Here is a 20,899-nt window from a genome sequence, read left to right as displayed (position 1 = left end):
GGGCCTCACCGGCCGCTGCGCCGCGCGCGACGGCCGCGCTTACTTCTTCTTGCCCTTGTGCGCGGCGGTCTTGGCCGGCGCGGCTTTCACAGGAGCGGCAGCCTTCGCCGACTTCGCCGACGACTTGGCGACGCTGCGCTTGCCACCATGCGACTTGCCGCCCACCGCCAGGCTCGCGCGCTCGATGTGCGCACCGGCGGCTGACGTCGCGATCCGCTCCGGACCGGGTTCCGCCGGCACCGAACGGCCGACCGGCACGTGCAGCACGAGCGCCTGGCCCGGCATCACGAGATCGCGGTGCGTACGGTTCCACGCCTTCAACTGGCCGACCGACACGCCGTAGCGGCCGGCGAGCGCCGCCATCGACTGCTTGCGACGCACGCGGATCAGCATCTTGCGCGTATCGGGAACGTCCGGCTCCATCGCGAGCGCGCCGTTTTCGGCGACGTCGGCGCTGATGTCCTCGTCGTCGTCATCGCCGCGCGGCACGACGATCGTCGAGCCCGGCTTCAGGCGCATGCCGGCCGGAATCTTGTTGACCGACATCAGCGTATCGGCGTCGACGCCGATCTTCTCGGCGATCGCGGCCGGGCGTGCACGCTCGCTGACCGTGTAGGTGGTCCACGACGACAGCTGGCCGTTGTAGGCTTTCAGGCTCTTCTCGAACGCGGACGCGTTGTCGAACGGCAGCAGGATCTGCGGCTCGGTCGCGCCGAGGATCACGGGCTTCGAGAACGACGGGTTCAGCGAGCGGAATTCGTCGAGCGGCAGGTTCGCGAGCTTCGCGGCCACCGCCACGTCGATGTCGCGCGACGTCGTCACCGTCACGAAATACGGATGGTTCGGGATATCGGGCAGCGCGAGGCCGTACTGCTGCGGGCTCGCGATGATGTTCTTCACCGCCTGCAGCTTCGGCACGTAGTTGCGCGTCTCGTTCGGCATCCGCAGGCTCTGGTAGTCGGTCGGCAGGCCGGCCGCCTGATTGCGCGCGATCGCGCGCTGCACGTTGCCTTCGCCCCAGTTGTACGCGGCCAGCGCCAGATACCAGTCGCCGAACATGTCGTGCAGGCGGGACAGGTAGTCGAGCGCGGCGCTCGTCGACGCGAGCACGTCGCGGCGCTCGTCCTGCCACATGTTGCGCTTCAGGTTGTACGTGCGACCGGTGCCGGGCATGAACTGCCACATGCCGGCCGCCTTCGCGACCGACAGCGCCTGCGGGTTGTACGCGGACTCGATGAACGGCAGCAGCGCGAGCTCGGTCGGCATGTGACGCGCCTCGAGTTCCTCGACGATGTGGTACAGGTACTTCTGCGAGCGCTCGGTCATGCGCTGCACGTAATCGGGACGCTGCGTATACCAGGTCGTCTGCATGTCGACCAGATCGCTCTGCAGGTCGGGCATCTGGAAGCCGCGGCGGATGCGCGCCCAGAGATCGGAGTCTGCCGTGGTCAGGTCGCCGACGGATTGCTTGTCGACGTCGACAGTTTCTTTGGCGGTGGCTGATTTACGGAGGTAGTTGGACGTCGCCTGCGGATCGGCGGCGGTGTTGGCGACAGGGGGCTGGCTCGCACAAGCGGCGAGTAGCAGCACCACCATCGCACTCAATATAAGTCGCATGAAAATCTCTGCTTCCGACGGCTGGAAATTGCAGGCGATACTACGGAAGTGCGTGCTTCACGTCAATAAAAACACCGAAAACTCAGCGAAATCCTACATTTGGAGCAATTTTTACAGACACCGCTTGAGCTTTGGAGTCCTCCGAAAAACGTTACCGGAACCGGTTTTTCCATTCGCGCATCAGCGTGAACGCGGCCAGACGATCCGTCACCGTTTCGTGCAGCTCGGCCTCGAGCGTCGCGTGGATCGCCGCGCTGTCGGCCCGCATGAACGGGTTGACCGCGCGCTCGTGCGCGATCGTCGTGGGCAGCGTCGGCACGCCGCACGCACGCAGCGCCTGCGCGTCGTCGCGCCACGCGGCGAGCGCCGCATTGCCGGGCTCGCACGCGAGCGCGAAGCGGATGTTCGACAGCGTGTATTCGTGTGCGCAATGCACGCGCGTGTCGCCCGGCAGCGCCGCGAGCGCGTCGAGCGACGCGAGCATCTGCGCGGGCGTGCCTTCGAACAGGCGGCCGCAGCCGCACGAGAACAGCGTGTCGCCGCAGAACACGTGCGGCTCCGCGTTGCCCTGCCCGGCCGCGCCTTGACCGGCCGTCTGAAAATACGCAATGTGGCCGCGCGTATGCCCCGGCACGTCGAGCACGTCGAACGCGACGGTCGGCGCGTCGAGCGTCACGCGATCGCCGCCCGCCAGCGGCCGCGTGACCACGCCGATCGCTTCGGCGGCGGGACCGTAAACGGGGAGGAGAGCATCGTCCGGTTGGCTATTACGCAGCGCGTCGACACCGCCGACGTGGTCGGCGTGGTGGTGCGTGAGTAAAATAGCGGTCAACCGCCATCCGCGTTCGGCAAGAACCCGGCGTACGGGCGCGGCTTCACCCGGATCGACGGCGATCGCATCGCGGCCGTCCGAGACGAGCCAGATATAGTTGTCTTCGAATGCCGGAACCGGCACGTATTCCAGCTCGTTCATGGGCGCGCAATCATCGTTATGTCCGATCCACAAATTATAGACTGGCCCGCCTGGACCGACTCGCCGCCCGGCCGCTACGTGCTGGGCTGGGAACAGGCGCAGCTCGACCGGATCGTGTCCGACGTCTTCGGCTTCCACGCGCTGCAGCTCGGCCTGCCGCAGCTCGACGCGCTGCGGGAGAACCGCATGCCGTATCGCGGCCTCGTGCTCGACCCGGCGAGCGGCGCGAGCGCGCCGTATCAGTATCCGTGGGCGCGCGAAGCGCACACGGCGGGCCATGCGCCCGCCGACCGCAGCACGACCTGGTGCGACCTGCTCGACCTGCCGTTCGAGTCGCAGAGCGTCGACCTGATCGTGATGCCGCACACGCTCGAATTCACGTCCGACCCGCACCGCCTGCTGCGCGAGGCCGAGCGCGTGCTGATGCCGGAAGGCCAGCTCGTGATCACCGGCTTCAATTCGCTGAGCCTGTGGGGCATGCGGCAGTCGTTCGGGCGCATGGCGAACCGCCCGTTCGTGCCGGCCACGCGCGACCAGATCGCGTTCATCCGGCTGAAGGACTGGATCAAGCTGCTCGGTTTCGACCTCGAACGCGGCCGCTTCGGCTGCTACCGGCCGCCGCTCGCCACCGACCAGTGGCTGGCCCGCTACGGCTTCATGGAGGCCGCCGGCGACCGCTGGTGGCCGATCTTCGGCGCCGTCTACATGGTGACGGCCGTCAAGCGCGTGCGCGGCATGCGCCTCGTCGGCCCGATCAAGATGAAGAAGCCCGTGCTCGCACCGGGCCTGACGCCGGCGGCCTCCCCGACCACTCACCAAGAACGTTCATGACAATCGACACCATCGACATCTATACCGACGGCGCCTGCAAGGGCAACCCCGGCCCCGGCGGCTGGGGCGCGCTGCTGCGCTACGGCGACAAGGAAAAGGAACTGTTCGGCGGCGAGCCGAACACGACCAACAACCGCATGGAGCTGATGGGCGTGATCGCCGCGCTCGAAGCGCTGAAGCGGCCGTGCCGGGTGATCGTGCATACCGACTCGCAATACGTGCAGAAGGGCATCAGCGAGTGGATCCACGGGTGGAAGAAGAAAGGCTGGGTCACCGCGGCGAAGACGCCGGTGAAGAATGCCGACCTGTGGAAGCGGCTCGACGCGCTCGTCGTGCAGCACGAGATCGAATGGCGCTGGGTCAAGGGCCATGCAGGTCATCCCGAAAACGAGCGCGCGGACGCGCTCGCGAACCGCGGCGTCGAATCGCTGGCCGCCTGAACACCGGCCGCCCTCTCCCGTTTTTCCTGCTTTTCCCGACATGCGCCAGATCATTCTCGATACCGAAACCACCGGCCTGAACGCCCGCACGGGCGACCGTCTCATCGAAATCGGCTGCGTCGAGCTGCTGAACCGGCGGCTCACCGGCAACAACCTGCACTTCTACGTGAACCCCGAACGCGACAGCGATCCGGGCGCACTGGCGGTGCACGGCCTCACGACCGAATTCTTGAGCGACAAGCCGAAATTCGCGGAAGTCGCCCATCAGATCCTCGACTTCGTGAAGGACGCCGAGCTGATCATCCACAACGCGCCGTTCGACCTCGGCTTTCTCGACGCCGAATTCGCACGGCTCGGCCTGCCGCCGTTCACCGAGCATTGCGGCGGCGTGATCGACACGCTGGTGCAGGCCAAGCAGATGTTCCCCGGCAAGCGCAACTCGCTCGACGCGCTGTGCGACCGTTTCGGCATCAGCAACGCGCACCGCACGCTGCACGGCGCGCTGCTCGACTCGGAGCTGCTCGCCGAGGTGTATCTCGCGATGACGCGCGGCCAGGACAGCCTCGTGATCGACATGCTCGACGACGCGGGCGTCGGCGGCGGCGCGGCGAACGGCCAGCGCGTGTCGCTCGCCGCACTCGACCTCGCCGTGGTGGTCGCGAGCGACGACGAGCTGGCCGCGCACCAGGCTCAGCTCGACGAGCTCGACAAGTCGGTCAAGGGCACCTGCGTGTGGCGCCAGTCCGCCGAGACAGATACCGCCGAAGCAGCGTAATACCCGCGGCCCGCGTCGCGGCCGCGCTCATGCGCGCGGCTGCAGCGCGATGACGGCCATCCCGCCGAGCGCGAGCACCGCGCCGGCCACGTCCCAGCGGGTCAGCGCGACGCCGTCGATCACCCGCAGCCAGATCAGCGCCACCGCGATGTACACACCGCCGTACGCGGCATACGTGCGCCCCGCCGCGCTCGGGTGCAACGTCAGCAGCCACGCGAACAGCGCGAGCGACAGCGCGGCCGGCACCAGCAGCCAGGCCGGGCGCCCGGCCTTCAGCACGAGCCACGGCAGATAGCAGCCGACGATTTCGGCCAGCGCGGTAGCGGCGAACAGCGCCGCGATCCTGATCAGTTCGGTCATCCGGTTCCTCACGAATTCAGCCCCGTCGCGGCGGACGATCGGCCGCGCCGCGCGCCGCCGATCATACCCGAGCGGGCCGCGCCGAATGCCCCGCCAGGCGGGCGATTCCGCGCAATTTGCACGATCGTCCGTCATCGTGCTATCATGTCGCCTGTTTCAACATTCAATCTCTGTCTTTTCGATTTTGAGAGAAGTCCGTCCGCACGCTGCGGGCCGGTGCCTCGATCGAAATTGCATCCACAGGAAAGCCCGCCCGACAGGCCCGCTTTTCTCGTTTCGTTGCCCCTCCGGGGCGTTGCCGGAACACCGGACATCTCGTCCGCACCGGCATCTGCCGCTCGCATCACGCGGCCCATTCTTCATGAGCGCACTGTCGCGACGGCCCATCGGGCCCGCGTCGAAGCAACCCCTTGGCCCTTTGCTGCCCCCCGCGCAGTAAGTGCTTAAAGGTCTGCCCCGACGCGCAGCACACGACACCGCGCTCGCCGGCAAACCGTGTCGGACGGCCCTGCCCGTTCCGGCGCTGTCAAAGGAGTGCATGACCTTGACCGCAACACACGTCAGCCCGACCGCTGTCTCTTCCACCGCTTCGCCGTCCGGCGAAGCCCCGCTCGCCGCGGACGACATCACCGTCGTCGACCAGAGCCTGCTCAAGCGCGCCGTCAGCGCGATGGCCATCGGCAATGCGATGGAATGGTTCGATTTCGGCGTCTACAGCTATATCGCCGTCACGCTCGGCAAGGTGTTCTTCCCGTCCAGCAGCCCGTCCGCGCAGTTGCTCGCGACCTTCGGCACGTTCGCGGCCGCGTTTCTCGTGCGTCCGCTCGGCGGCATGGTGTTCGGGCCGCTCGGCGACCGCATCGGCCGCCAGCGCGTGCTCGCCGCGACGATGATCATGATGGCCGTCGGCACCTTCGCGATCGGCCTGATCCCGAGCTATGCGTCGATCGGCATCATGGCGCCGATCCTGCTGCTCGTCGCCCGCCTCGTGCAAGGGTTCTCGACCGGCGGCGAATACGGCGGCGCGGCGACCTTCATCGCCGAATTCTCGACCGACAAGCGTCGCGGCTTCATGGGCAGCTTCCTCGAGTTCGGCACGCTGATCGGCTATGTGCTGGGCGCGGGCGTCGTCGCGCTGCTCACCGCGTCGCTGTCGCAGGACGCGCTGCTGTCGTGGGGCTGGCGCGTGCCGTTCCTGATCGCCGGGCCGCTCGGCCTGATCGGACTGTACATCCGGATGAAGCTCGAGGAAACGCCCGCGTTCAAGCGCCAGGCCGAAGCGCGCGAAGCGCAGGACAAGGCCGTGCCGAAGACGCGCTTCCGCGAGACGCTGCTGCGCAACTGGCGTGCACTGCTGCTGTGCGTCGGCCTCGTGCTGATCTTCAACGTGACCGACTACATGGTGCTGTCGTACCTGCCGAGCTTCATGTCGTCGACGCTGCACTTCGACGAATCGCACAGCCTCGTGCTGGTGCTGCTCGTGATGGTGCTGATGATGCCGATGACGCTGTACGCCGGCCGCCTGTCCGACAAGGTCGGCCGCAAGCCGGTGATGCTCGCCGGCTGCGTGGGCCTGCTGGTGCTGTCGATCCCGTCGCTGATGCTGATCCACACGGGCACCACGGCATCGGTGTTCGGCGGCCTGCTGATCCTCGGCGTGCTGCTGTCGTGCTTCACCGGCGTGATGCCGTCGGCGCTGCCCGCGCTGTTCCCGACCGAGATCCGTTACGGCGCGCTCGCGATCGGCTTCAACGTGTCGGTGTCGCTGTTCGGCGGCACGACGCCGCTGGTGACCGCATGGCTCGTCGACGTGACGCACAACCTGATGATGCCCGCGTACTACATGATGGGCGCCGCGCTGATCGGCATCGTGTCGGTCGTCGCGCTCGCCGAAACCGCGCGCCAGCCGCTGAAGGGCTCGCCGCCGGCCGTCGCGACGCGCCGCGAAGCGCACCAGCTCGCGCGCCAGTTGCGCGAGGACGACGACGAATCGGACATCTACGGCGTCGCGACGCCCGCCCGCGCGTGAGCGTCGCCCAATGAAAAAGCCCCGGCCGAAGCCGGGGCCCGATCGAACCCGATCCACCCGACCGGCTTGCGCCGGCCGGGCTTTTTTCATTCAGTCGGCGTGCGCGTTCATGCGTGCGCTTCGCAGTGACGGCAGAAGATCAGCGCGCGCGACCGCGACACGGCTGCCTGCGCACCGCGCGCCGCGACGATCATCCCGACCTGGCCGAGATTGAAATCGCGCTCGACCATCAGCTGCGTGAGCCCGGCAAGCGCCAACACGACGGACGGGTGGTACAGGCTCGATTCAATCAGGGCTTTCATCATCGGCTCCATCTGGCAATGCGTGATTTGATGGAGTGGATTCTAGGGATCGGTCGCGTCCGGATAAACAGCGCGAATGCGAAGTCACTTGTCAGCGGCCGAGAACAATCGGCAGCGGCTTGCCGGACAACGGCGAGCGGCGCCTGGCAGCGGCGTGCGGCAGCCCGGCGAACCGCTTCAAAAGCTACGCGAGCGGCGTATCGACGAAGGCCGGCAGCGCTTCCGCCCGCGCGGAATGGGCGGCGAGCGCCGGATAACGGGCCGGATCGATCCGCGCCAGCGCCGGGTAGTCGGCCGCCATGAACTGCGTGAAGCGCCACGCCACCGCGACCGTCACGTCCGACTGCAGCAGCCGCGCGCCGCCGAACCAGCCGTTCGTGGCCGCGACCAGCGGCTCCAGTGCGCCGTATGCGCCTTCGAGCTGGCTCAGCACGCGTTCGACCCACGGTTCGTGCTGCTTGTCCGACGGCCGCAGTGCCTGCTCGTAGACGAACTGCACGGTTTTCTCGGCGGCGGCCAGCGCGAACCCGATCGGCACCAGCGCGCGCAATCGGGCATCGACGGCGTCGGGCAGCAGGCGCCGCTCCTGCGCGGCGAGATGATCGAGATAGTCGACGATCAGCGACGAATCGATCAGCGTCGCGCCGCCGTCGGTCACGAGCGTCGGCGCCTTGACGACCGGGTTGAGCGCCCTGAACCGCTCGACATGACGGAATACCGAGATCGACTCGTGTTCGAACGGCAGGTCGAGCAGCTTCGCCGAAATGGCGACCCGGCGCACGAACGGCGAATCCAGCATACCGATCAGTTTCATCGCAAACGCTCCGTTTCGAGGGAATGGGACCGACGACTGTAGCAGCGTCGCGCGGCAGCGCCTAGCGTGCGCGTGATGCAGATCAGCCGCCCGCACATCCGCCTCCCGCTGCGCGGCCACAGTGACCATAATGAATATTCACGCTCCTTCCGCCCCAGGGTCCGCCATGTGGTACGCCGTCGTCGAGCAGCAGCGGGAATGGATGCGCGCATGGCGCGCGGCGACGCGGTACGCGTTCGATGCCTGGCCCGCGGCGTCGCTGCCGCATGCCGCGTCGTCGTGCTACGACGACCTGTTCGAACCGCTGCTCGGGCCGCAGGCCGCGCCGCCGGGCTTCGATCTCGCGTGGCCCGACGTCGGCGAGCAGGTGGTCGCGCACACGCCGTTTTGCGACTTGCGGCGCTTCGCGCACGCCGACGCGCGCCGCACCGTGCTGCTGTGCGCGCCGCTCGTCGGGCACGCGGCCGTGATGATGCGGGAAACCGCCGAAACGCTGCTCGCCGATGGCGACGTTTGCGTGACCGACTGGCGCAATGCGCGCGACGTGCCGCTCGCGGCAGGCCGTTTCGGGCTCGACGAGTACGTCGCGATGCTCGACGGCTTCGTCGACGCGCTCCAGCACGACGATCGGCCGCTGCACGTCGTCGCCGTGTGCCAGGCGACCGTGCCCGCGCTCGGCGCACTCGCGCTGCGGGCCGCGCGCGGCCTCGCTCCGCCCGCGAGCATCACGCTGATCGGCGGCCCGCTCGATGCGCGGCTGAACCCGAGCGCGCTCGGCGCCGCGGCGGCCGCCCATTCGCTCGACTGGTGCCGGCGCCACCTGATCGACATCGTGCCGCCCGGGTTCGCGGGGCATGGCCGCCGCGTGTTCCCGACCTATCTGCAACAGGGCGAGATCGCGCTGATGTATCCGCAACGCTTCCTGGCGCTGATCGAGACCTACGCGCTGGCAGCCTCCCGCTTCGACATGGCCGGGCTTGCCGACGCCCGGCGGGCGCTGCGCGAATACACCGCGCTGCTCGACATGCCGGCCGATTATTTTCTCGATACGGTCGACGTCGTGTTCCAGCGCATGCTGCTCGCGACCGGCGCGTGGCGCGTGCGTGGCCGGCGCGTCGAACCGGCCGCGTTGCGCGACGTCGCGCTGCTGACCGTCGAAGGCGCCCGCGACACAGTCACGGGCGCCGGCCAGACGCATGCGGCGCTCGGCCTGTGCAGCGGCCTCTCGGCCGACGCGCGCCATCGCGTCGACGTCGACGATTGCGATCACTACGGACTGTTTACGGGGCCACGCTGGCACGGCAACGTCCATCCGGCGATGCAACGCGTGTTCGCGCTGGCGGAAGCCGGCCGACCGCGCCCGCGCCGGAACCGTCGGACGTGACGAAGCGTCAGGGGCGCGCCGCGTCGAGCAGCGCGCGCACCTCGTCGTCGCTCGTCTGCTCGAAGCGCGCGTAGAACTGGCTGATCCCGAAGAGCCGCGCCGGCTGCGACACCGCGACGAATACGTCGGCCAGGCCGTCGAACGCATGCGCCGCGCCCGCCGGCGCGACCGGCACCGCCGCGACGATGCGCGCCGGACGGCGCTCGCGCAGCGCCTGCAGCGCGACGCGCATCGATGCGCCGGTCGCGACACCGTCGTCGACGACGATCGCGATGCGTCCATCCACCGCCAGCGGCGGCGCCGCGCCGCGATACAGCGCCTCGCGGCGTTGCAGTTCGGTCGTCTCGCGCGCGATCACGTCGGCGAGTTGCGCATCCGATACGTCCATCGCGCGGATCACCGAACGCTGCAGATGGGTCGCGCCGCCCGTCGCGATCGCGCCCATCGCGAGCTCGGGGTCGAACGGCACGCCGAGCTTGCGCACGACCAGCACGTCGAGCGGCGCGCGCAGTGCGCACGCGACCGGATACGCGACGGGCACGCCGCCGCGCGGCAGCGCGAGCACGACGACGTCGGTTCGCCCTGCGTATTCGCGCAACGCGTCGGCCAGCTGGCGGCCGGCATCGGCGCGATCGGCAAAACTGCTTTCGGTCACGATCGGCTCCCTGCCGTTGCGCCGGGCGCGCGCAACCCGCGCCGACGCCTGTCAACGAGCATGGTTCATCGGTCGCGCCGATGCAAGCAGGGTCATACCGGTGCGCGACGCGCCGCGGGAAAGGGTCAGAGGCCGGCGGCCTGCCGGTACAGCCGCCAGAACGACTGCGCGTAGGACTGCGCGAGTTCGGGCGCGCGCCGGAACACGTTCACCGTGTCGGCGTGCTCGGCCGCGCCGTCGGACAGCGTCGTCAGCGCGACGCTGTCGTCGACGATCGCGAAGCGCGACGCGGGGCCGCCGTGCCGCGAATCGATCGCGACGTCGATGCCTGCGGACTTCAGATAGCCGGCGCCGCTGGTCTTGCCCGCGCGCGGCGAACGCACGAGCACGACGCGCACCTCGATCCCGCGCGCGCGGGCCGCCCGCAGCGCGCTCGCGACCGTCGGCGGCACCTGCGTATAGCCGGCCAGCAGCACGCGGCGCTGCGCCTGTTCGATCAGATCGACGGTCGCGTCGGCCGCCGCGTTGTCATACGAAAAGTACGTGCCGACCGATGCGGCGTCGGACGGAATCTGGCTGGCGTGGACGCTCGTCGCGCAGCAGAACGCGGCGAGGAGGAAGGCGGCTGGTCTCATGGCGGGCGCCATTGTAGCGACGCCAATTCGCGTGACAAGAGGCGGCTGCGACGCTGCTGCGCCGACGCAACACACAGTGCGGAACGGGTGCCCGGCCGCTGTGTTTCGGGCCGGGTTTCGCCCCGCCGATCAGCCGGCCGCGACGCGCGCGAGCCAACGCGTCACGCCGTCGACGGAACGGAAATCCGCGAGGCTGCGCGCGGGCAACGCGGGATACGCGCCACCGGCCATCTCGGCCAGCGCGCGCCCGGGGCCGAGTTCGAGAAACGCGGTCGCGCCGGCCTCCACGCACGCGGCGAGACAGGCCGCCCATTCGACCGGCTCCGCGATCTGCCGCGCGAGCTTGTCGAGGCCCGTGTCGACATCGAGCACGGACGCGCCATCGATCCCCGAGAACAGCCGGGTGCCGGGCAACGGCCGGCGCACGCGCGTCGCGGCCAGCGTCGCGCGGAAGGCCGGCACGGCCGCCGCCAGCCGACGCGTATGCGACGCGATCCGCACGCAGACGGGCGCGACACGCAGCGCGCCGGCGCGCGCCGCGTCGTCGGCCACGGCATCGACGTCGGCGTGCCGCCCTGCAACCACGAACGCATCGCCGGGGTTCGCGATCGCGATAGCCGCGTCGCGACCGTCGCAGAACTGCGCCAGTTGCGCGCGTGTCAGGCCGCGCACGAACACCATCCGCTCGTCGCCGCCGCTCGCGGCATCCATCTCGCGTGCACGCGCATCGGCCAGATCGAGCGCATCGTGCGGGTCGATCCTTCCCGCGACGCTCCACGAGCCGACCTCGCCGACGCTGTAGCCCGCGACGCAGCGCCGGCGTGGCCACACAGCGTCGAGCAGCGCGGCGGCCGCGAGCGCCTGGACCGTGCAGAGGATCTGCGCGGCCCGGTTTTCCTGCAGCGCGTCGGGGCCGGCCTGTCGGACCCACGTGCGCGGATCGTCGCCGAGCAGCCGGCCCGCATGCGCGAACAGTGCGTCGGCCTGCGGCGCCGATCCGGTCAGATCGAACATGTCGGCGCGCTGCGCGCCTTGCCCCGAACACAGGATGGCCAGCGTCATCGCGCGTGCCCTTCGGCTTCGAGCGCATCGACGAAGACGCTCATCGCGAGCAGGTCGGCCGCGCCGCCCGGACTCAGCCGGCGCGCGACGAACGCACGATGCGCGGCCGCCGCGCGCAGCCGCCAGTCGCGCGCCCGCACGCCGCCGCGCGCGACGAACGCACGGGCGGTCGCACGGGCGAAATCGAGGCCGTCCTGCCCGCCCCGGTGCAGCAGATTCGTGTCGTCGAGCGCGGCGATCAGCGCGAAGCACGCGGCGACGCGCGCGGCTTCCGGGTCGCCCGGCAGGTCGCGCCGCGCGCGGCGCAGCGCGGGCAAGCCGATCGCATACACGGTCGGAAAGCCGTCGGCCGCCTCGCGACGCGCGCCGCCGACACCGTAGCGGCGGCTCGCGCGCTCGCCGTGACTGTCCGGCACACGTGGACCGCCGAGGATCTCGACGCCCCAGCGGCGCGACACGAACGCACCGAGCGTCGTCCCGGCCGGCAGCGCGCCCGGTATCGTGCGCCGGCCGGCGGCCGCGCACAGCAGCCCGAGCCCGAAGATCGCACCACGATGCGTATTGACGCCGCCGGTCGCGGCGAGCATCGCGTGCTCGGCACGCAGGCCGATCTTGCGCAGCACGGCCATGTCGGCGTCGCGGGCGCCCGCGTCGGCGAGTTCCGCGAAGTACGGCCGCAGCACGACGGCGCTGCGCGTGAACGTCGCGGCATCCATGTCCGCGTGACTGCCGGTGTCGACGTGACTGACGAGGCCCGGCTTCGGGTAGGTGTCGATCTCGAGCACGAGGCTGCGCTCGGCCAGCGCGGCGATGCGCTCGGCCTCGGACGGCGCCGCGACGCGGCAGGCAGCCGCGGCGTTCATTGCGTGCCCCCGATGAACGCATCGGCGCACATCAATTCGACGGTAGTCGCGGTCTTCACCGCGACTTCGGGCAACCGCGCGTGCAGTTCGCGCCAGTTGGCGCCCGCGCCGTCGTCGCGCAGCAGTTCGCCGTCGATGCGCATTGGCGCGCGCGCATCGATCGTCGCGAGACCGTCGAGCAACGGCGCGAGCGACGCGGCGTCCGGCAGCGGGAACACGATGTCGAGATCGGACGATGCGCTCAGGTACGGCTCGCCGGTCAGCGCCTGCCAGGCGAGGCTGCCGAACACGCGGCCCTGCACGCCGCAGCGCGCGCCGAGCGCATCGAGCTCGCGCAGCGGCGCATGCCACGCGGCGGGCGCTCCGGAGCGTACGTCCGCCAACGCCGGCAGCGGGCCGACCGTCGCGAGCGCGTGGGCGGCCACGTTCAGCGCGATGCGCCGCTTGCCCGCCGGCGGCGGCAACGGCAGGCCGAGCGGCACGCGGCCGGCATCGGCTTCATCCGGCGACGCGCGACGCACGATCAGCGGCCAGCCGCGTTCGGCCCATGCGCGCACGAGCGGATCGCCCGCGAGCGCGGGGTCGTGGGCAAAGGCCGCGCCCCACCCGCCCGCCGTCAGCGTGACGAGCGTGTGGCGGCGCAGCGGCAGCTCAGCGTGCGGCACGCGCAAGGGCCTCGACGCGGGCGGCGACGTCGGTCGCGACCGGCCGGCCGCGCGCCGCGCGCCGGTCGACGCGCTCGGCCGGCTTGCCGAGCCATTCGCCGACCTGCGCGTCGAGCGCGCGGGACGGATCGAGCACGGCGTCGACGGCGCCCATCTTCACGAGGTTGTCGAGCCCCGGCGCGAACACCGGGGTCGAACGCGCCATCTCCTTCAGCACGTCGATCGGCAGCTTGGTCACGCGCGACATCGACGGCAGGTCCATCACCTCCGGCTCGGCACCCGGCACCGCGAGCAGCGTGCGGGTCGCGAGCGCGGTCGCGATGAACGCCCCCGCGGCCGTGTGGCCGTACAGCACGCCGATCGTCCGGTGTCCGGCGAGATCCGCGTGTATCAGGCACTTCGCGAGATGCGACAGTCCTTCGTTCAGGCCGAGCAGTTCGTCGCGCTTGCTCATCCGCTGGCTGTCGCTGTCGACCAGCACGACGATCGGCGTGTCGCCGCCGCGCGCGACCGTGTCGAGCACGCGCGACGCGAGCGTCAGCGCCTCGTCGAGGCCGAACGGCAAGCGGTCAGCAACGCCGATCACGTCGACGCGCGTGCCGGCCAGTTCCGCGTGGCCCGTCAGCAGGCCGCCATTGCGCACGATCGAATGGCCGTTGGGGAACAGCGAGGTCAGTACTTCATCGAGCGTCATGCTGCGGCTCCTGTAACTGGTCGGCGAGCTTCGCGAATGCTTCGTCGGGCATGCCGGGGATCGCTTCCGGCTCGGTGGCCCCGAGCGCGCGCCACACGTCGAGCGCATCGTTGCAGCCGCCGAACCGTTCGACCCGCGCTTCGAGACGCGCCTGTTCCGCGCGCAGCATCGCCGCATCGAACGTCGGCGCGCGACCGATCAGATCGAGCGCCGCCGCGCGGAACGCGTCGGGCGTATCGGCCACGTAGCGATCGGCGCCGCCGATCAAGCGCCGGTGCTTGCCGCCCATCGTGCGCCAGATCAGCGCGCGATCCTTCGAGTCGAATTCCTCGACGCCGCGATTGGTCTCGATCACTTCGGGGCCCGACACGCTGATGCGCCCCTGCTCCGACACCGCGAGCGCCGAACAGCACGCGGCGAGCAACCCGCCGCCGCCATAGCAGCCCGCGCGGCCGCCGATCAGCCCGATCACCGGCACGCCGGCCGCACGCGCTTCGACGAGCGCACGCATGATCTCGGCGATCGCGAGCTCGCCCGCGTTCGCTTCCTGCAGCCGCACGCCGCCCGTATCGAACAGGATCAGCACCGGCTTGCCGACTTCGCGCGCGGCGCGCAGCAGCCCGGTGAGCTTCGCGCCGTGCACTTCGCCGAACGCGCCGCCCATGAAGCGGCCTTCCTGAGCGGCGACGAACACCGGCCGGCCGTCGAGCCGGCCGTGGCCGACCACCATCCCGTCGTCGAACTGCTGCGGCAGGCCGAACAGCGGCAAGTGCGGGCTCGTCATGCGCTCGGCCGGCCCGAGGAATTCGCTGAAACTGCCCGCGTCGAGCAGCCCGTCGATGCGCTGCCGCGCCGATGCTTCGTACCAGCTCGCCGCATTCGCGACGAACGCCGGTGCGTCGTGGATCACGTCGCTCATCATGCATCTCCCTCGATCGCGCGCACGGCCTGCGCGAGCCGCAGCGACACCATGTCGGGTCGCGCGCCGCCGTCGTTGATCGACAGCTTCAGGCCGCCCGGCGTGCGCCGTTCGACGAAATCCGACACGACCGCCTGCCACACCGCGCCGAACCCGACCGCCGCGGTGCGGATGTCGATTTCGCATTCGTTGCCCGGCAGCACGCGCTCGACGAGCACCTCGAGATTGCCGGACGCGACCACGCCGACGAGCGCCGCGGCCTGCTCGCCCTTCGCGCGTTCGCGCGCGGTGAAGCGATAGTTCAACTGTTCCATGCCCTCTTCCTCACCAGTTGCGAAACCGGGCCGGCGGCGCATAAAGCCCGCCCGACCAGTGCACGAGATCCTTGATCGACCGCGCGGCGAGCCAGCGGCGGTCGGCGTCGAGCGGATCGATGCCGAGATCCTCCGGGCGGCGGATCACGCCGCGCTCGCGCAGCCGCTCCACCATCTTCCGGTCGCGGCCGCGGCCGACGTCCGTATAGCCGGCCACGCCGCGGATCGCGTGCTCGCGTTCGTCCTTGTCGCGGCACATCAGCAGGTTCGCGATGCCCTCCTCGGTGACGATGTGCGTGACGTCGTCGCCGTAGACCATGATCGGCGCGAGGTCGAGCTGCAGCTTGTCCGCGAGCTTCAGCGCATCGAGCTTCTCGACGAACATCGGCACGTTCTTGTCGCCGAACGTCTCGCCGATCTGCACGACCAGCTTGCGCCCGCGCCGCAGCGCCGCCGGCGTGTCGGGATCGGCCTCCGCGCCCGCCTTCAACCACGGTTCGCTCGGATGGCGCCGGCCGCGCGCGTCGCTGCCCATGTTCGGCGCGCCGCCGAAACCGGCGATCCGCTCGGCGGTGACCGTCGACGAATGGCCGGACAGGTCGATCTGCAGCGTCGAGCCGATGAACATGTCGCACGCATAGAGCCCGGCCGTCTGGCAGAACGCGCGGTTCGAGCGCAGCGACCCGTCGGGGCCCGTGAACCATACGTCGGAGCGCGCGCGGATGTAGTCGTCCATCCCGACTTCGGAGCCGAAGCAGTGGATCTGCTCGACCCAGCCCGATTCGATCGCGGGAATCAGCGTCGGATGCGGATTGAGCGCCCAGTGCGTGCAGACCTTGCCCTTCAGCCCGAGCTTCGCGCCGTAGGTGGGTAGCAGGAGCTCGATCGCGGCCGTGTTGAAGCCGATCCCGTGGTTCAGGCGCTTGATCCCATACGGCTCGTAGATGCCCTTGATCGCGAGCATCGCGGTGAGGATCTGCGTCTCGGTGATCGCGGCCGGATCGCGCGTGAACAGCGGCTCGACGTAGAACGGCCGGCCGGCCTCGACGACGAAATGCACGCGATCGCCCGGGATGTCGACGCGCGGCACCTTGTCGACGATGCGGTCGACCTGCGCGATCACGATGCCGTCCTTGAACGCGGTGGCTTCGACGACGGTCGGCGTGTCCTCGGTGTTCGGGCCCGTGTACAGGTTGCCGTCGGCGTCGGCGCTCACGGCCGCGATCAGCGCGACCTGCGGCGTGAGGTCGATGAAGTAGCGGGCGAACAGTTCGAGATAGGTATGCACCGCGCCGAGCGCGATCTTGCCGCCGAACAGCAGCTTCGCGATGCGCTGCGACTGCGGGCCCGAATACGCGAAGTCGAGACGCGTCGCGATGCCGCGCTCGAACACGTCGAGGTGCTCGGGCAGCACGACGCCCGACTGCACCATGTGCAGGTCGTGGAGCTTCGCGCTGTCGACGTCGGCGAGCGCGGTGGCGAGCAGATCGGCCTGCTTCTGGTTGTCGCCTTCGAGGCACACGCGGTCGCCTGGCCGCAGCACCGCTTCGAGCAACGCGACGGTGTCGCGCGCGTCGACCCGCTTGCCCTGCGCGTACGCCGCGCCGGCCGCGACGCGTGCATCGCGCGCCTGCCGCGCGTGATTCCATCCGGTCATGAACAGTTCTCCGCTTCGAGGGTTCAGCGGCATTCTAAGCCTGGCGCCGCTGCCGATTGATGATGTTGCAGAATGCGACTCAGAGGACGCCGCGATGGATGCGGCCCGCGCGCGGGCCGCATCCATCGCCCTACGCGCCGACCAGCGCGCGCGTCGTGAAGAACAGCAGCGACGGCCCGAGCAGGCAGCCGACGCCGGTATGGAACGTCGCGACCAGCGCGCCGTACGGCACGAGCCGGCGGTCGGTCGCGGCAAGGCCCGCGCTCACGCCGCTGACGGTGCCCGCGAGCCCGCCGAAGATCATCGCCGAGCGCGGCGTCTTCAGTCCCATGAAGTTGGCCGCGACCGGCGTGCCGACCATCACGATGATCGCCTTCACGAGCCCCGTCGCGATGCTGAGCGCGATCACGTCGGAGCTCGCACCGATCGCCGCGCCCGTGACGGGCCCGACGATGTAGGTGACGGCGCCCGCCCCGATCGTCGTCATGCTGACCGCATCGGTATAGCCGAACGCGCGCGCGACGCACGCGCCGACGATGAACGGCAGCACGGTGCCGAGCAGCAGCGACACGACGCCGACGAGCCCGGCCTTGCGCGCCTCGGTCGGCTGCACTTCGAACGCGGTCGCGACGATCGCGAAATCGCGCAGCATCGCGCCGCCCATCAGGCCGATGCCGGCGAACAGCTTGACGTCGGCCAGCCCCTTCTCGCCACCGGTGAACGCGCCGCCGACGTAGGCGAGCACGAGGCCGATCACGATCGCGATCGCCGAGCCGTGCACGCGGCCGAACGTGAGCTTGCGCGACGCGATCGAAGACAGCCACATGATCAGGCCGACCAACGCGAACGACGCGACGAGCCCGTTGTGGGCGACGGTTTTTTCGAGCATCTGCAGCATGGCGGCCTCCGTTATTGTTCTTCGAATTGCGGCACGCCCGCGAAGGCCGTGTCGTCGCGGCCCGTGCGCGCGAGTACCGCGATGCAGCATGCGCAGATCGCGACCGCGCCGACCGCGGCCAGCAGCGCGACCGGCCCGCCCTTCAGCGCGGCGACGACGTTCTGGTTCGCGGCCATCGCGACGACGACCGGGATGTACATCGCGCCCCAGAAACCGACGCCCGCCTCGGTCTCCTTCGGCAGCCAGCCTCGCCGGTGCAGCCACAGGCGCAGGCAGATCAGCAGCAGCATCGCGATGCCGACGCCGCCGACGTTGGTTTTCACGCCGATCGCGCTGCCGAGCAGGTCGCCGAGGAACAGTCCGGCCAGGTGGCAGAACGCCAGCAGCGCGGTTCCGTAGATGATCATGAGTCGTCTCCAGTCTCTTCGTGACGGGCGCCTGACGCGTGCGGGAGCCAGGCCCGCACGCCGATCCCGGGGCGGACTGTCTGTCTCCTGCGGCGGGGCGCCGCGGCCCGGCGGCTCGTCGTGCGAGCGCGTTCTCGGGGGTCGATGGGATGATGCGGGTTCGGGCCGGACGCCGGATGGCTTAGACTGATTGGTGCAGCCGGCGGCGCGACACGGGCTACGCGTCCGATGCCCCTCGTTCGCGGAGGCCGCACTGGCGCGTGATCCGATACTAGCGCCGCAAAATCCGGCCATTTATGAAGTTGTCGAAACCGATTCAGTGGATTTAGCAATGCGTCCGTTACCGCCCGAATTGCTGCGCAGCTTCGTCGCCGTCGCCCAGTCCGGCAGCTTCACCGCCGCGTCCGAGCGCGTGAACCTGTCGCAGTCGACTGTCAGCCAGCATATCCGCCGGCTCGAGGAGCTGCTCGACCGGCCGCTGTTCGAGCGCGACACGCGCAACGTGCACCTGTCGCAGCACGGCGACGCGCTGTTCCGCTACGCAGTGCGCATCCTCGAACTGATGGACGAGGCCGTCACGTCGGTCTGCGGGCCGCCGCTGTCGGGCAAGGTGCGGCTCGCAATGTCGGAGGATTTCGCGTCGGCGCACCTGACGGCCGCGCTCGCGAGCTTCGTGCAGCGCAACCCGGACGTCGAGCTCGCGATCTCGACCGGGCTGTCGGGCGACCTGTTCGACGCGCTCGACGAGGGCCGGCACGATCTCGTGTTCGCGAAGCGCATCGCCGGCAGCCGGCGCGGCCGCGTGATCCGCAGCGAACCGCTGTACTGGTGCACCGGCCCCGATTCGCGGATCACCGGCCACGAGGCCGTGCTGCCGCTCGCGATGCATCCGGAGCCGAGCGTGTCGCGCCGCCGCGTGCTCGAATCGCTCGAGGCCGTCGGGCGGCCGTACCGGATCGCCGTCGTGAGCAGCAGCATCGCGGTGCTGCGGGCGGCCGCGAGCGCGGGGCTCGGCGTCAGCGCGTTCGCCGGCTACGTGATCCCGGCCGGGCTCGCGCGGCTCGATGCGGGGCTGCCGGAACTCGGCGAACTCGAATACGTGATCGATCGCCCGGCGGCCGCGTCGCGCTCGACGCTCGCGCTCGAAGCCACGCTGATCACGGCGGCGGCCGAGTTGTAACGGCACGGCGGGCACCGCACGCGGGCGCGGTCGCATCCAGCGGCACCTGACAGCTTTGCCCGGAACGCGTCATCGTCCGCGCAGCACCCGCTCGCGACAATGGGCCCCATCCGAACGCACCGCGCATCGCCGCGCGAGTCCGGCACCCCGTCCCCTTGATCGGAGCCCGCCATGAAGAACGTCCTGCGATTCGCCGTCGCGACCACTGCAGCCGCCTTGCTGTCCCCCGCCTTTGCCCAGACCGACGCGTCGGCCCCCGCACAACAAGGCCTGACACGCGCGGAAGTCATCGACCAGCTCAAGCAGGCCTATCTCGACGGCGAACTGCCGACCAACGACGGCAACTACCCGCCGAACGCCGCGACCCGTGCGCGCAACCGCGAACTCGTGCAGGCCGTGAGCCCCACGTGGCTGGCTCACACGCCGCCCGCCAGCCAGGCGATGTCGCAGCAATGACCGGCGCCGCCACTGCGCTGGCGCGACCGGATGAGGATCAGGGCAGGAAGCTGCGGCGCCGCGCGTCGATCAGCTCGACGAGCAACCGGTCGCGCTCCGCCGCCAGTTCCTGCATCGAGCGCTCGCCCTGGATCGTGCGCAGCTCGTCGGTCAGCTTGCGATCGACTTCCGGATCGAACGACGGCGTGCCGAGGTCGTCCCACCAGCTCGTGATCGGCCCCGACAGGTGTTCGAGGAAATGCGCGATCCCGCCCGCGCCGCCGCCAAGGTGATAGGTCAGACACTGCCCCATTAGTCCCCAGCGCAGGCCGGGGCCCCACGCGACGGCCTTGTCCGCATCGGCGACGCTCACGACGCCTTCGCCGACGAGGTGATACACCTCGCGGAACAGCGCGGCCGCGAGCCGGTTGGCGACGTGGCCGGTCATCTCCTTGTTCAGCACGATCGTCTGCTTGCCGAGCGCATCGTAGAACTGCTTCACGCGCGCGATCACGTCCTGGCCGGTCGCGTCGCCGCCGACCAGCTCGACGAGCGGAATCAGGTGCGGCGGATTGAACGGATGCGCAATCAGGCAGCGCTCCGGATGCTTCGCGCACGCGGTCTGGATCTCGGACATCTTCAGGCCCGACGAGCTCGATGCGATCGGCACGTGCGCGGGCAGCACGTCGTCCATCTGGCGGTAAAGCGCGCGCTTCAGGTCGAGCCGCTCGGGGCCGTTCTCCTGCACGAAGTCGACGCCGTCCAGCGCGCGCACGAGATCGGCGTCGAACGACAGCCGCGCGGAAGGTTCGGCGGCCCGCTCGCCGAGGAAGGCGGCGAGCGCGTCGCGCAGCCGCGCGTCGGCTTGCGGCGCCGGGTCGGTCGCGACGACGTCGAAGCCTTGCGTCAGGTAGAAAGCGGCCCAGCTCGCGCCGATCACGCCGGCGCCGACGATCGCGATACGTCGAATGTCCATGGTTGTCCCGTGTG

24 protein-coding genes are annotated in these 20,899 nt (G+C 69.9%); 7 read left to right on the top strand and 17 right to left on the bottom strand.

The genetic code is table 11. The features are described from left to right. Positions 1-39: 39 nt before the first annotated feature. On the bottom strand, positions 40-1,617 hold the full coding sequence (locus KR541_RS06030; protein ID WP_050015195.1) for a transglycosylase SLT domain-containing protein: 1,578 nt from the start codon (positions 1,615-1,617) through the stop codon (positions 40-42). A gap of 151 nt (positions 1,618-1,768) precedes the next feature. Beyond that, the gene (gloB, locus tag KR541_RS06025) at positions 1,769-2,590 is read right to left on the bottom strand and encodes a hydroxyacylglutathione hydrolase (RefSeq protein WP_216089410.1); all 822 of its coding nucleotides are present in this window, start codon (positions 2,588-2,590) and stop codon (positions 1,769-1,771) included. 18 nt (positions 2,591-2,608) lie between these two features. Here gloB and KR541_RS06020 point away from each other — a divergent pair, with 18 nt between their 5' ends. The 3 genes from KR541_RS06020 to dnaQ are packed head-to-tail and all read left to right on the top strand — an operon-like array spanning position 2,609 to position 4,636. Further along, complete coding sequence (locus tag KR541_RS06020) at positions 2,609-3,421, top strand: class I SAM-dependent methyltransferase (RefSeq protein ID WP_050015191.1); 813 nt, start codon at positions 2,609-2,611, stop codon at positions 3,419-3,421. Continuing rightward, positions 3,418-3,861 (top strand): ribonuclease HI, encoded by a 444-nt coding sequence (gene rnhA / locus KR541_RS06015; protein ID WP_050015189.1) that lies wholly within the window; start codon positions 3,418-3,420, stop codon positions 3,859-3,861. Before KR541_RS06020 ends, rnhA begins: the two co-directional genes overlap by 4 nt. Before the next feature lie 40 nt (positions 3,862-3,901). Further along, complete coding sequence (gene dnaQ, locus KR541_RS06010; RefSeq protein WP_050015188.1) at positions 3,902-4,636, top strand: DNA polymerase III subunit epsilon; 735 nt, start codon at positions 3,902-3,904, stop codon at positions 4,634-4,636. A gap of 27 nt (positions 4,637-4,663) precedes the next feature. On the opposite strand, the gene KR541_RS06005 is transcribed toward dnaQ, so the two are convergent. After that, positions 4,664-4,996 (bottom strand): YnfA family protein, encoded by a 333-nt coding sequence (locus KR541_RS06005; protein WP_050015244.1) that lies wholly within the window; start codon positions 4,994-4,996, stop codon positions 4,664-4,666. 538 nt (positions 4,997-5,534) lie between these two features. Between KR541_RS06005 and proP the strand changes: the two genes are divergently transcribed. Then, entirely contained in the window at positions 5,535-7,025 is a 1,491-nt protein-coding gene (proP, locus tag KR541_RS06000) for a glycine betaine/L-proline transporter ProP (RefSeq protein WP_050015187.1), read from the top strand. A gap of 107 nt (positions 7,026-7,132) precedes the next feature. On the opposite strand, the gene KR541_RS05995 is transcribed toward proP, so the two are convergent. After that, positions 7,133-7,330, bottom strand: a complete 198-nt coding sequence (locus tag KR541_RS05995; RefSeq protein WP_050015242.1) for a hypothetical protein — start codon at positions 7,328-7,330, stop codon at positions 7,133-7,135. 181 nt (positions 7,331-7,511) lie between these two features. Beyond that, on the bottom strand, positions 7,512-8,141 hold the full coding sequence (locus KR541_RS05990; RefSeq protein WP_050015185.1) for a glutathione S-transferase family protein: 630 nt from the start codon (positions 8,139-8,141) through the stop codon (positions 7,512-7,514). A gap of 166 nt (positions 8,142-8,307) precedes the next feature. On the opposite strand from KR541_RS05990, the gene KR541_RS05985 reads away from it, so the two are divergent. Further along, the gene (locus KR541_RS05985; protein WP_050015183.1) at positions 8,308-9,525 is read left to right on the top strand and encodes a polyhydroxyalkanoate depolymerase; all 1,218 of its coding nucleotides are present in this window, start codon (positions 8,308-8,310) and stop codon (positions 9,523-9,525) included. 7 nt (positions 9,526-9,532) lie between these two features. On the opposite strand, the gene KR541_RS05980 is transcribed toward KR541_RS05985, so the two are convergent. The 11 genes from KR541_RS05980 to madL form a co-directional block, all read right to left on the bottom strand. Beyond that, a complete protein-coding gene (locus KR541_RS05980) occupies positions 9,533-10,180 on the bottom strand; it encodes a phosphoribosyltransferase (RefSeq protein ID WP_050015181.1) in 648 nt (215 codons plus the stop codon). A 125-nt stretch (positions 10,181-10,305) separates the two neighbouring features. Further along, on the bottom strand, positions 10,306-10,827 hold the full coding sequence (locus tag KR541_RS05975) for a phospholipase D-like domain-containing protein (protein WP_050015179.1): 522 nt from the start codon (positions 10,825-10,827) through the stop codon (positions 10,306-10,308). Positions 10,828-10,944: 117 nt separating this feature from the next. Beyond that, entirely contained in the window at positions 10,945-11,877 is a 933-nt protein-coding gene (locus tag KR541_RS05970) for an acyltransferase domain-containing protein (protein ID WP_050015178.1), read from the bottom strand. Continuing rightward, the gene (gene mdcB, locus KR541_RS05965; protein WP_050015176.1) at positions 11,874-12,740 is read right to left on the bottom strand and encodes a triphosphoribosyl-dephospho-CoA synthase MdcB; all 867 of its coding nucleotides are present in this window, start codon (positions 12,738-12,740) and stop codon (positions 11,874-11,876) included. Before mdcB ends, KR541_RS05970 begins: the two co-directional genes overlap by 4 nt. Continuing rightward, positions 12,737-13,405 carry a malonate decarboxylase holo-[acyl-carrier-protein] synthase gene (mdcG, locus tag KR541_RS05960; RefSeq protein ID WP_089488631.1) on the bottom strand — a complete coding sequence of 223 codons (669 nt, stop codon included), beginning with the start codon at positions 13,403-13,405 and terminating at the stop codon, positions 12,737-12,739. Before mdcG ends, mdcB begins: the two co-directional genes overlap by 4 nt. After that, on the bottom strand, positions 13,392-14,099 hold the full coding sequence (gene mdcE, locus KR541_RS05955; RefSeq protein ID WP_050015174.1) for a biotin-independent malonate decarboxylase subunit gamma: 708 nt from the start codon (positions 14,097-14,099) through the stop codon (positions 13,392-13,394). Before mdcE ends, mdcG begins: the two co-directional genes overlap by 14 nt. Continuing rightward, entirely contained in the window at positions 14,086-15,021 is a 936-nt protein-coding gene (locus KR541_RS05950) for a biotin-independent malonate decarboxylase subunit beta (RefSeq protein WP_050015173.1), read from the bottom strand. Before KR541_RS05950 ends, mdcE begins: the two co-directional genes overlap by 14 nt. Further along, complete coding sequence (mdcC, locus tag KR541_RS05945) at positions 15,018-15,332, bottom strand: malonate decarboxylase acyl carrier protein (RefSeq protein WP_006485317.1); 315 nt, start codon at positions 15,330-15,332, stop codon at positions 15,018-15,020. The genes KR541_RS05950 and mdcC overlap by 4 nt, the downstream gene beginning before the upstream one ends. A gap of 10 nt (positions 15,333-15,342) precedes the next feature. Further along, complete coding sequence (gene mdcA, locus KR541_RS05940) at positions 15,343-16,989, bottom strand: malonate decarboxylase subunit alpha (RefSeq protein ID WP_050015171.1); 1,647 nt, start codon at positions 16,987-16,989, stop codon at positions 15,343-15,345. A 130-nt stretch (positions 16,990-17,119) separates the two neighbouring features. Then, positions 17,120-17,887, bottom strand: coding sequence for a malonate transporter subunit MadM (madM, locus tag KR541_RS05935; protein ID WP_027808885.1), 768 nt, complete (start codon positions 17,885-17,887; stop codon positions 17,120-17,122). Positions 17,888-17,898: 11 nt separating this feature from the next. After that, positions 17,899-18,294, bottom strand: coding sequence for a malonate transporter subunit MadL (madL, locus tag KR541_RS05930; RefSeq protein ID WP_006485307.1), 396 nt, complete (start codon positions 18,292-18,294; stop codon positions 17,899-17,901). 331 nt (positions 18,295-18,625) lie between these two features. On the opposite strand from madL, the gene KR541_RS05925 reads away from it, so the two are divergent. Both KR541_RS05925 and KR541_RS05920 read left to right on the top strand, forming a co-directional pair. Continuing rightward, on the top strand, positions 18,626-19,474 hold the full coding sequence (locus KR541_RS05925) for a LysR substrate-binding domain-containing protein (RefSeq protein WP_012328224.1): 849 nt from the start codon (positions 18,626-18,628) through the stop codon (positions 19,472-19,474). A 171-nt stretch (positions 19,475-19,645) separates the two neighbouring features. Continuing rightward, complete coding sequence (locus tag KR541_RS05920; protein WP_050015169.1) at positions 19,646-19,930, top strand: DUF4148 domain-containing protein; 285 nt, start codon at positions 19,646-19,648, stop codon at positions 19,928-19,930. A 37-nt stretch (positions 19,931-19,967) separates the two neighbouring features. On the opposite strand, the gene KR541_RS05915 is transcribed toward KR541_RS05920, so the two are convergent. Then, positions 19,968-20,885: a 3-hydroxyacyl-CoA dehydrogenase NAD-binding domain-containing protein gene (locus KR541_RS05915; RefSeq protein ID WP_050015168.1), complete on the bottom strand. Its 918-nt coding sequence runs from the start codon at positions 20,883-20,885 to the stop codon at positions 19,968-19,970. Between the last annotated feature and the right edge of the window lie 14 nt (positions 20,886-20,899).

Source organism: Burkholderia sola (assembly GCF_905400185.1).
Classification (GTDB): domain Bacteria; phylum Pseudomonadota; class Gammaproteobacteria; order Burkholderiales; family Burkholderiaceae; genus Burkholderia; species Burkholderia sola.
This window is presented reverse-complemented; position numbering and strand designations above follow the sequence as displayed.

What these genes read in the sequence shown, in the direction of transcription:
- KR541_RS06030 (WP_050015195.1), bottom strand. Translation starts at nt 1,617, where the DNA reads ATGCGACTTATATTGAGTGCGATGGTGGTGCTGCTACTCGCCGCTTGT.
- gloB (WP_216089410.1), bottom strand. Translation starts at nt 2,590, where the DNA reads ATGAACGAGCTGGAATACGTGCCGGTTCCGGCATTCGAAGACAACTAT.
- KR541_RS06020 (WP_050015191.1), top strand. Translation starts at nt 2,609, where the DNA reads ATGTCCGATCCACAAATTATAGACTGGCCCGCCTGGACCGACTCGCCG.
- rnhA (WP_050015189.1), top strand. Translation starts at nt 3,418, where the DNA reads ATGACAATCGACACCATCGACATCTATACCGACGGCGCCTGCAAGGGC.
- dnaQ (WP_050015188.1), top strand. Translation starts at nt 3,902, where the DNA reads ATGCGCCAGATCATTCTCGATACCGAAACCACCGGCCTGAACGCCCGC.
- KR541_RS06005 (WP_050015244.1), bottom strand. Translation starts at nt 4,996, where the DNA reads ATGACCGAACTGATCAGGATCGCGGCGCTGTTCGCCGCTACCGCGCTG.
- proP (WP_050015187.1), top strand. Translation starts at nt 5,535, where the DNA reads ATGACCTTGACCGCAACACACGTCAGCCCGACCGCTGTCTCTTCCACC.
- KR541_RS05995 (WP_050015242.1), bottom strand. Translation starts at nt 7,330, where the DNA reads ATGATGAAAGCCCTGATTGAATCGAGCCTGTACCACCCGTCCGTCGTG.
- KR541_RS05990 (WP_050015185.1), bottom strand. Translation starts at nt 8,141, where the DNA reads ATGAAACTGATCGGTATGCTGGATTCGCCGTTCGTGCGCCGGGTCGCC.
- KR541_RS05985 (WP_050015183.1), top strand. Translation starts at nt 8,308, where the DNA reads ATGTGGTACGCCGTCGTCGAGCAGCAGCGGGAATGGATGCGCGCATGG.
- KR541_RS05975 (WP_050015179.1), bottom strand. Translation starts at nt 10,827, where the DNA reads ATGGCGCCCGCCATGAGACCAGCCGCCTTCCTCCTCGCCGCGTTCTGC.
- KR541_RS05970 (WP_050015178.1), bottom strand. Translation starts at nt 11,877, where the DNA reads ATGACGCTGGCCATCCTGTGTTCGGGGCAAGGCGCGCAGCGCGCCGAC.
- mdcB (WP_050015176.1), bottom strand. Translation starts at nt 12,740, where the DNA reads ATGAACGCCGCGGCTGCCTGCCGCGTCGCGGCGCCGTCCGAGGCCGAG.
- mdcE (WP_050015174.1), bottom strand. Translation starts at nt 14,099, where the DNA reads ATGACGCTCGATGAAGTACTGACCTCGCTGTTCCCCAACGGCCATTCG.
- KR541_RS05950 (WP_050015173.1), bottom strand. Translation starts at nt 15,021, where the DNA reads ATGATGAGCGACGTGATCCACGACGCACCGGCGTTCGTCGCGAATGCG.
- mdcC (WP_006485317.1), bottom strand. Translation starts at nt 15,332, where the DNA reads ATGGAACAGTTGAACTATCGCTTCACCGCGCGCGAACGCGCGAAGGGC.
- mdcA (WP_050015171.1), bottom strand. Translation starts at nt 16,989, where the DNA reads ATGACCGGATGGAATCACGCGCGGCAGGCGCGCGATGCACGCGTCGCG.
- madM (WP_027808885.1), bottom strand. Translation starts at nt 17,887, where the DNA reads ATGCTGCAGATGCTCGAAAAAACCGTCGCCCACAACGGGCTCGTCGCG.
- madL (WP_006485307.1), bottom strand. Translation starts at nt 18,294, where the DNA reads ATGATCATCTACGGAACCGCGCTGCTGGCGTTCTGCCACCTGGCCGGA.
- KR541_RS05925 (WP_012328224.1), top strand. Translation starts at nt 18,626, where the DNA reads ATGCGTCCGTTACCGCCCGAATTGCTGCGCAGCTTCGTCGCCGTCGCC.
- KR541_RS05920 (WP_050015169.1), top strand. Translation starts at nt 19,646, where the DNA reads ATGAAGAACGTCCTGCGATTCGCCGTCGCGACCACTGCAGCCGCCTTG.
- KR541_RS05915 (WP_050015168.1), bottom strand. Translation starts at nt 20,885, where the DNA reads ATGGACATTCGACGTATCGCGATCGTCGGCGCCGGCGTGATCGGCGCG.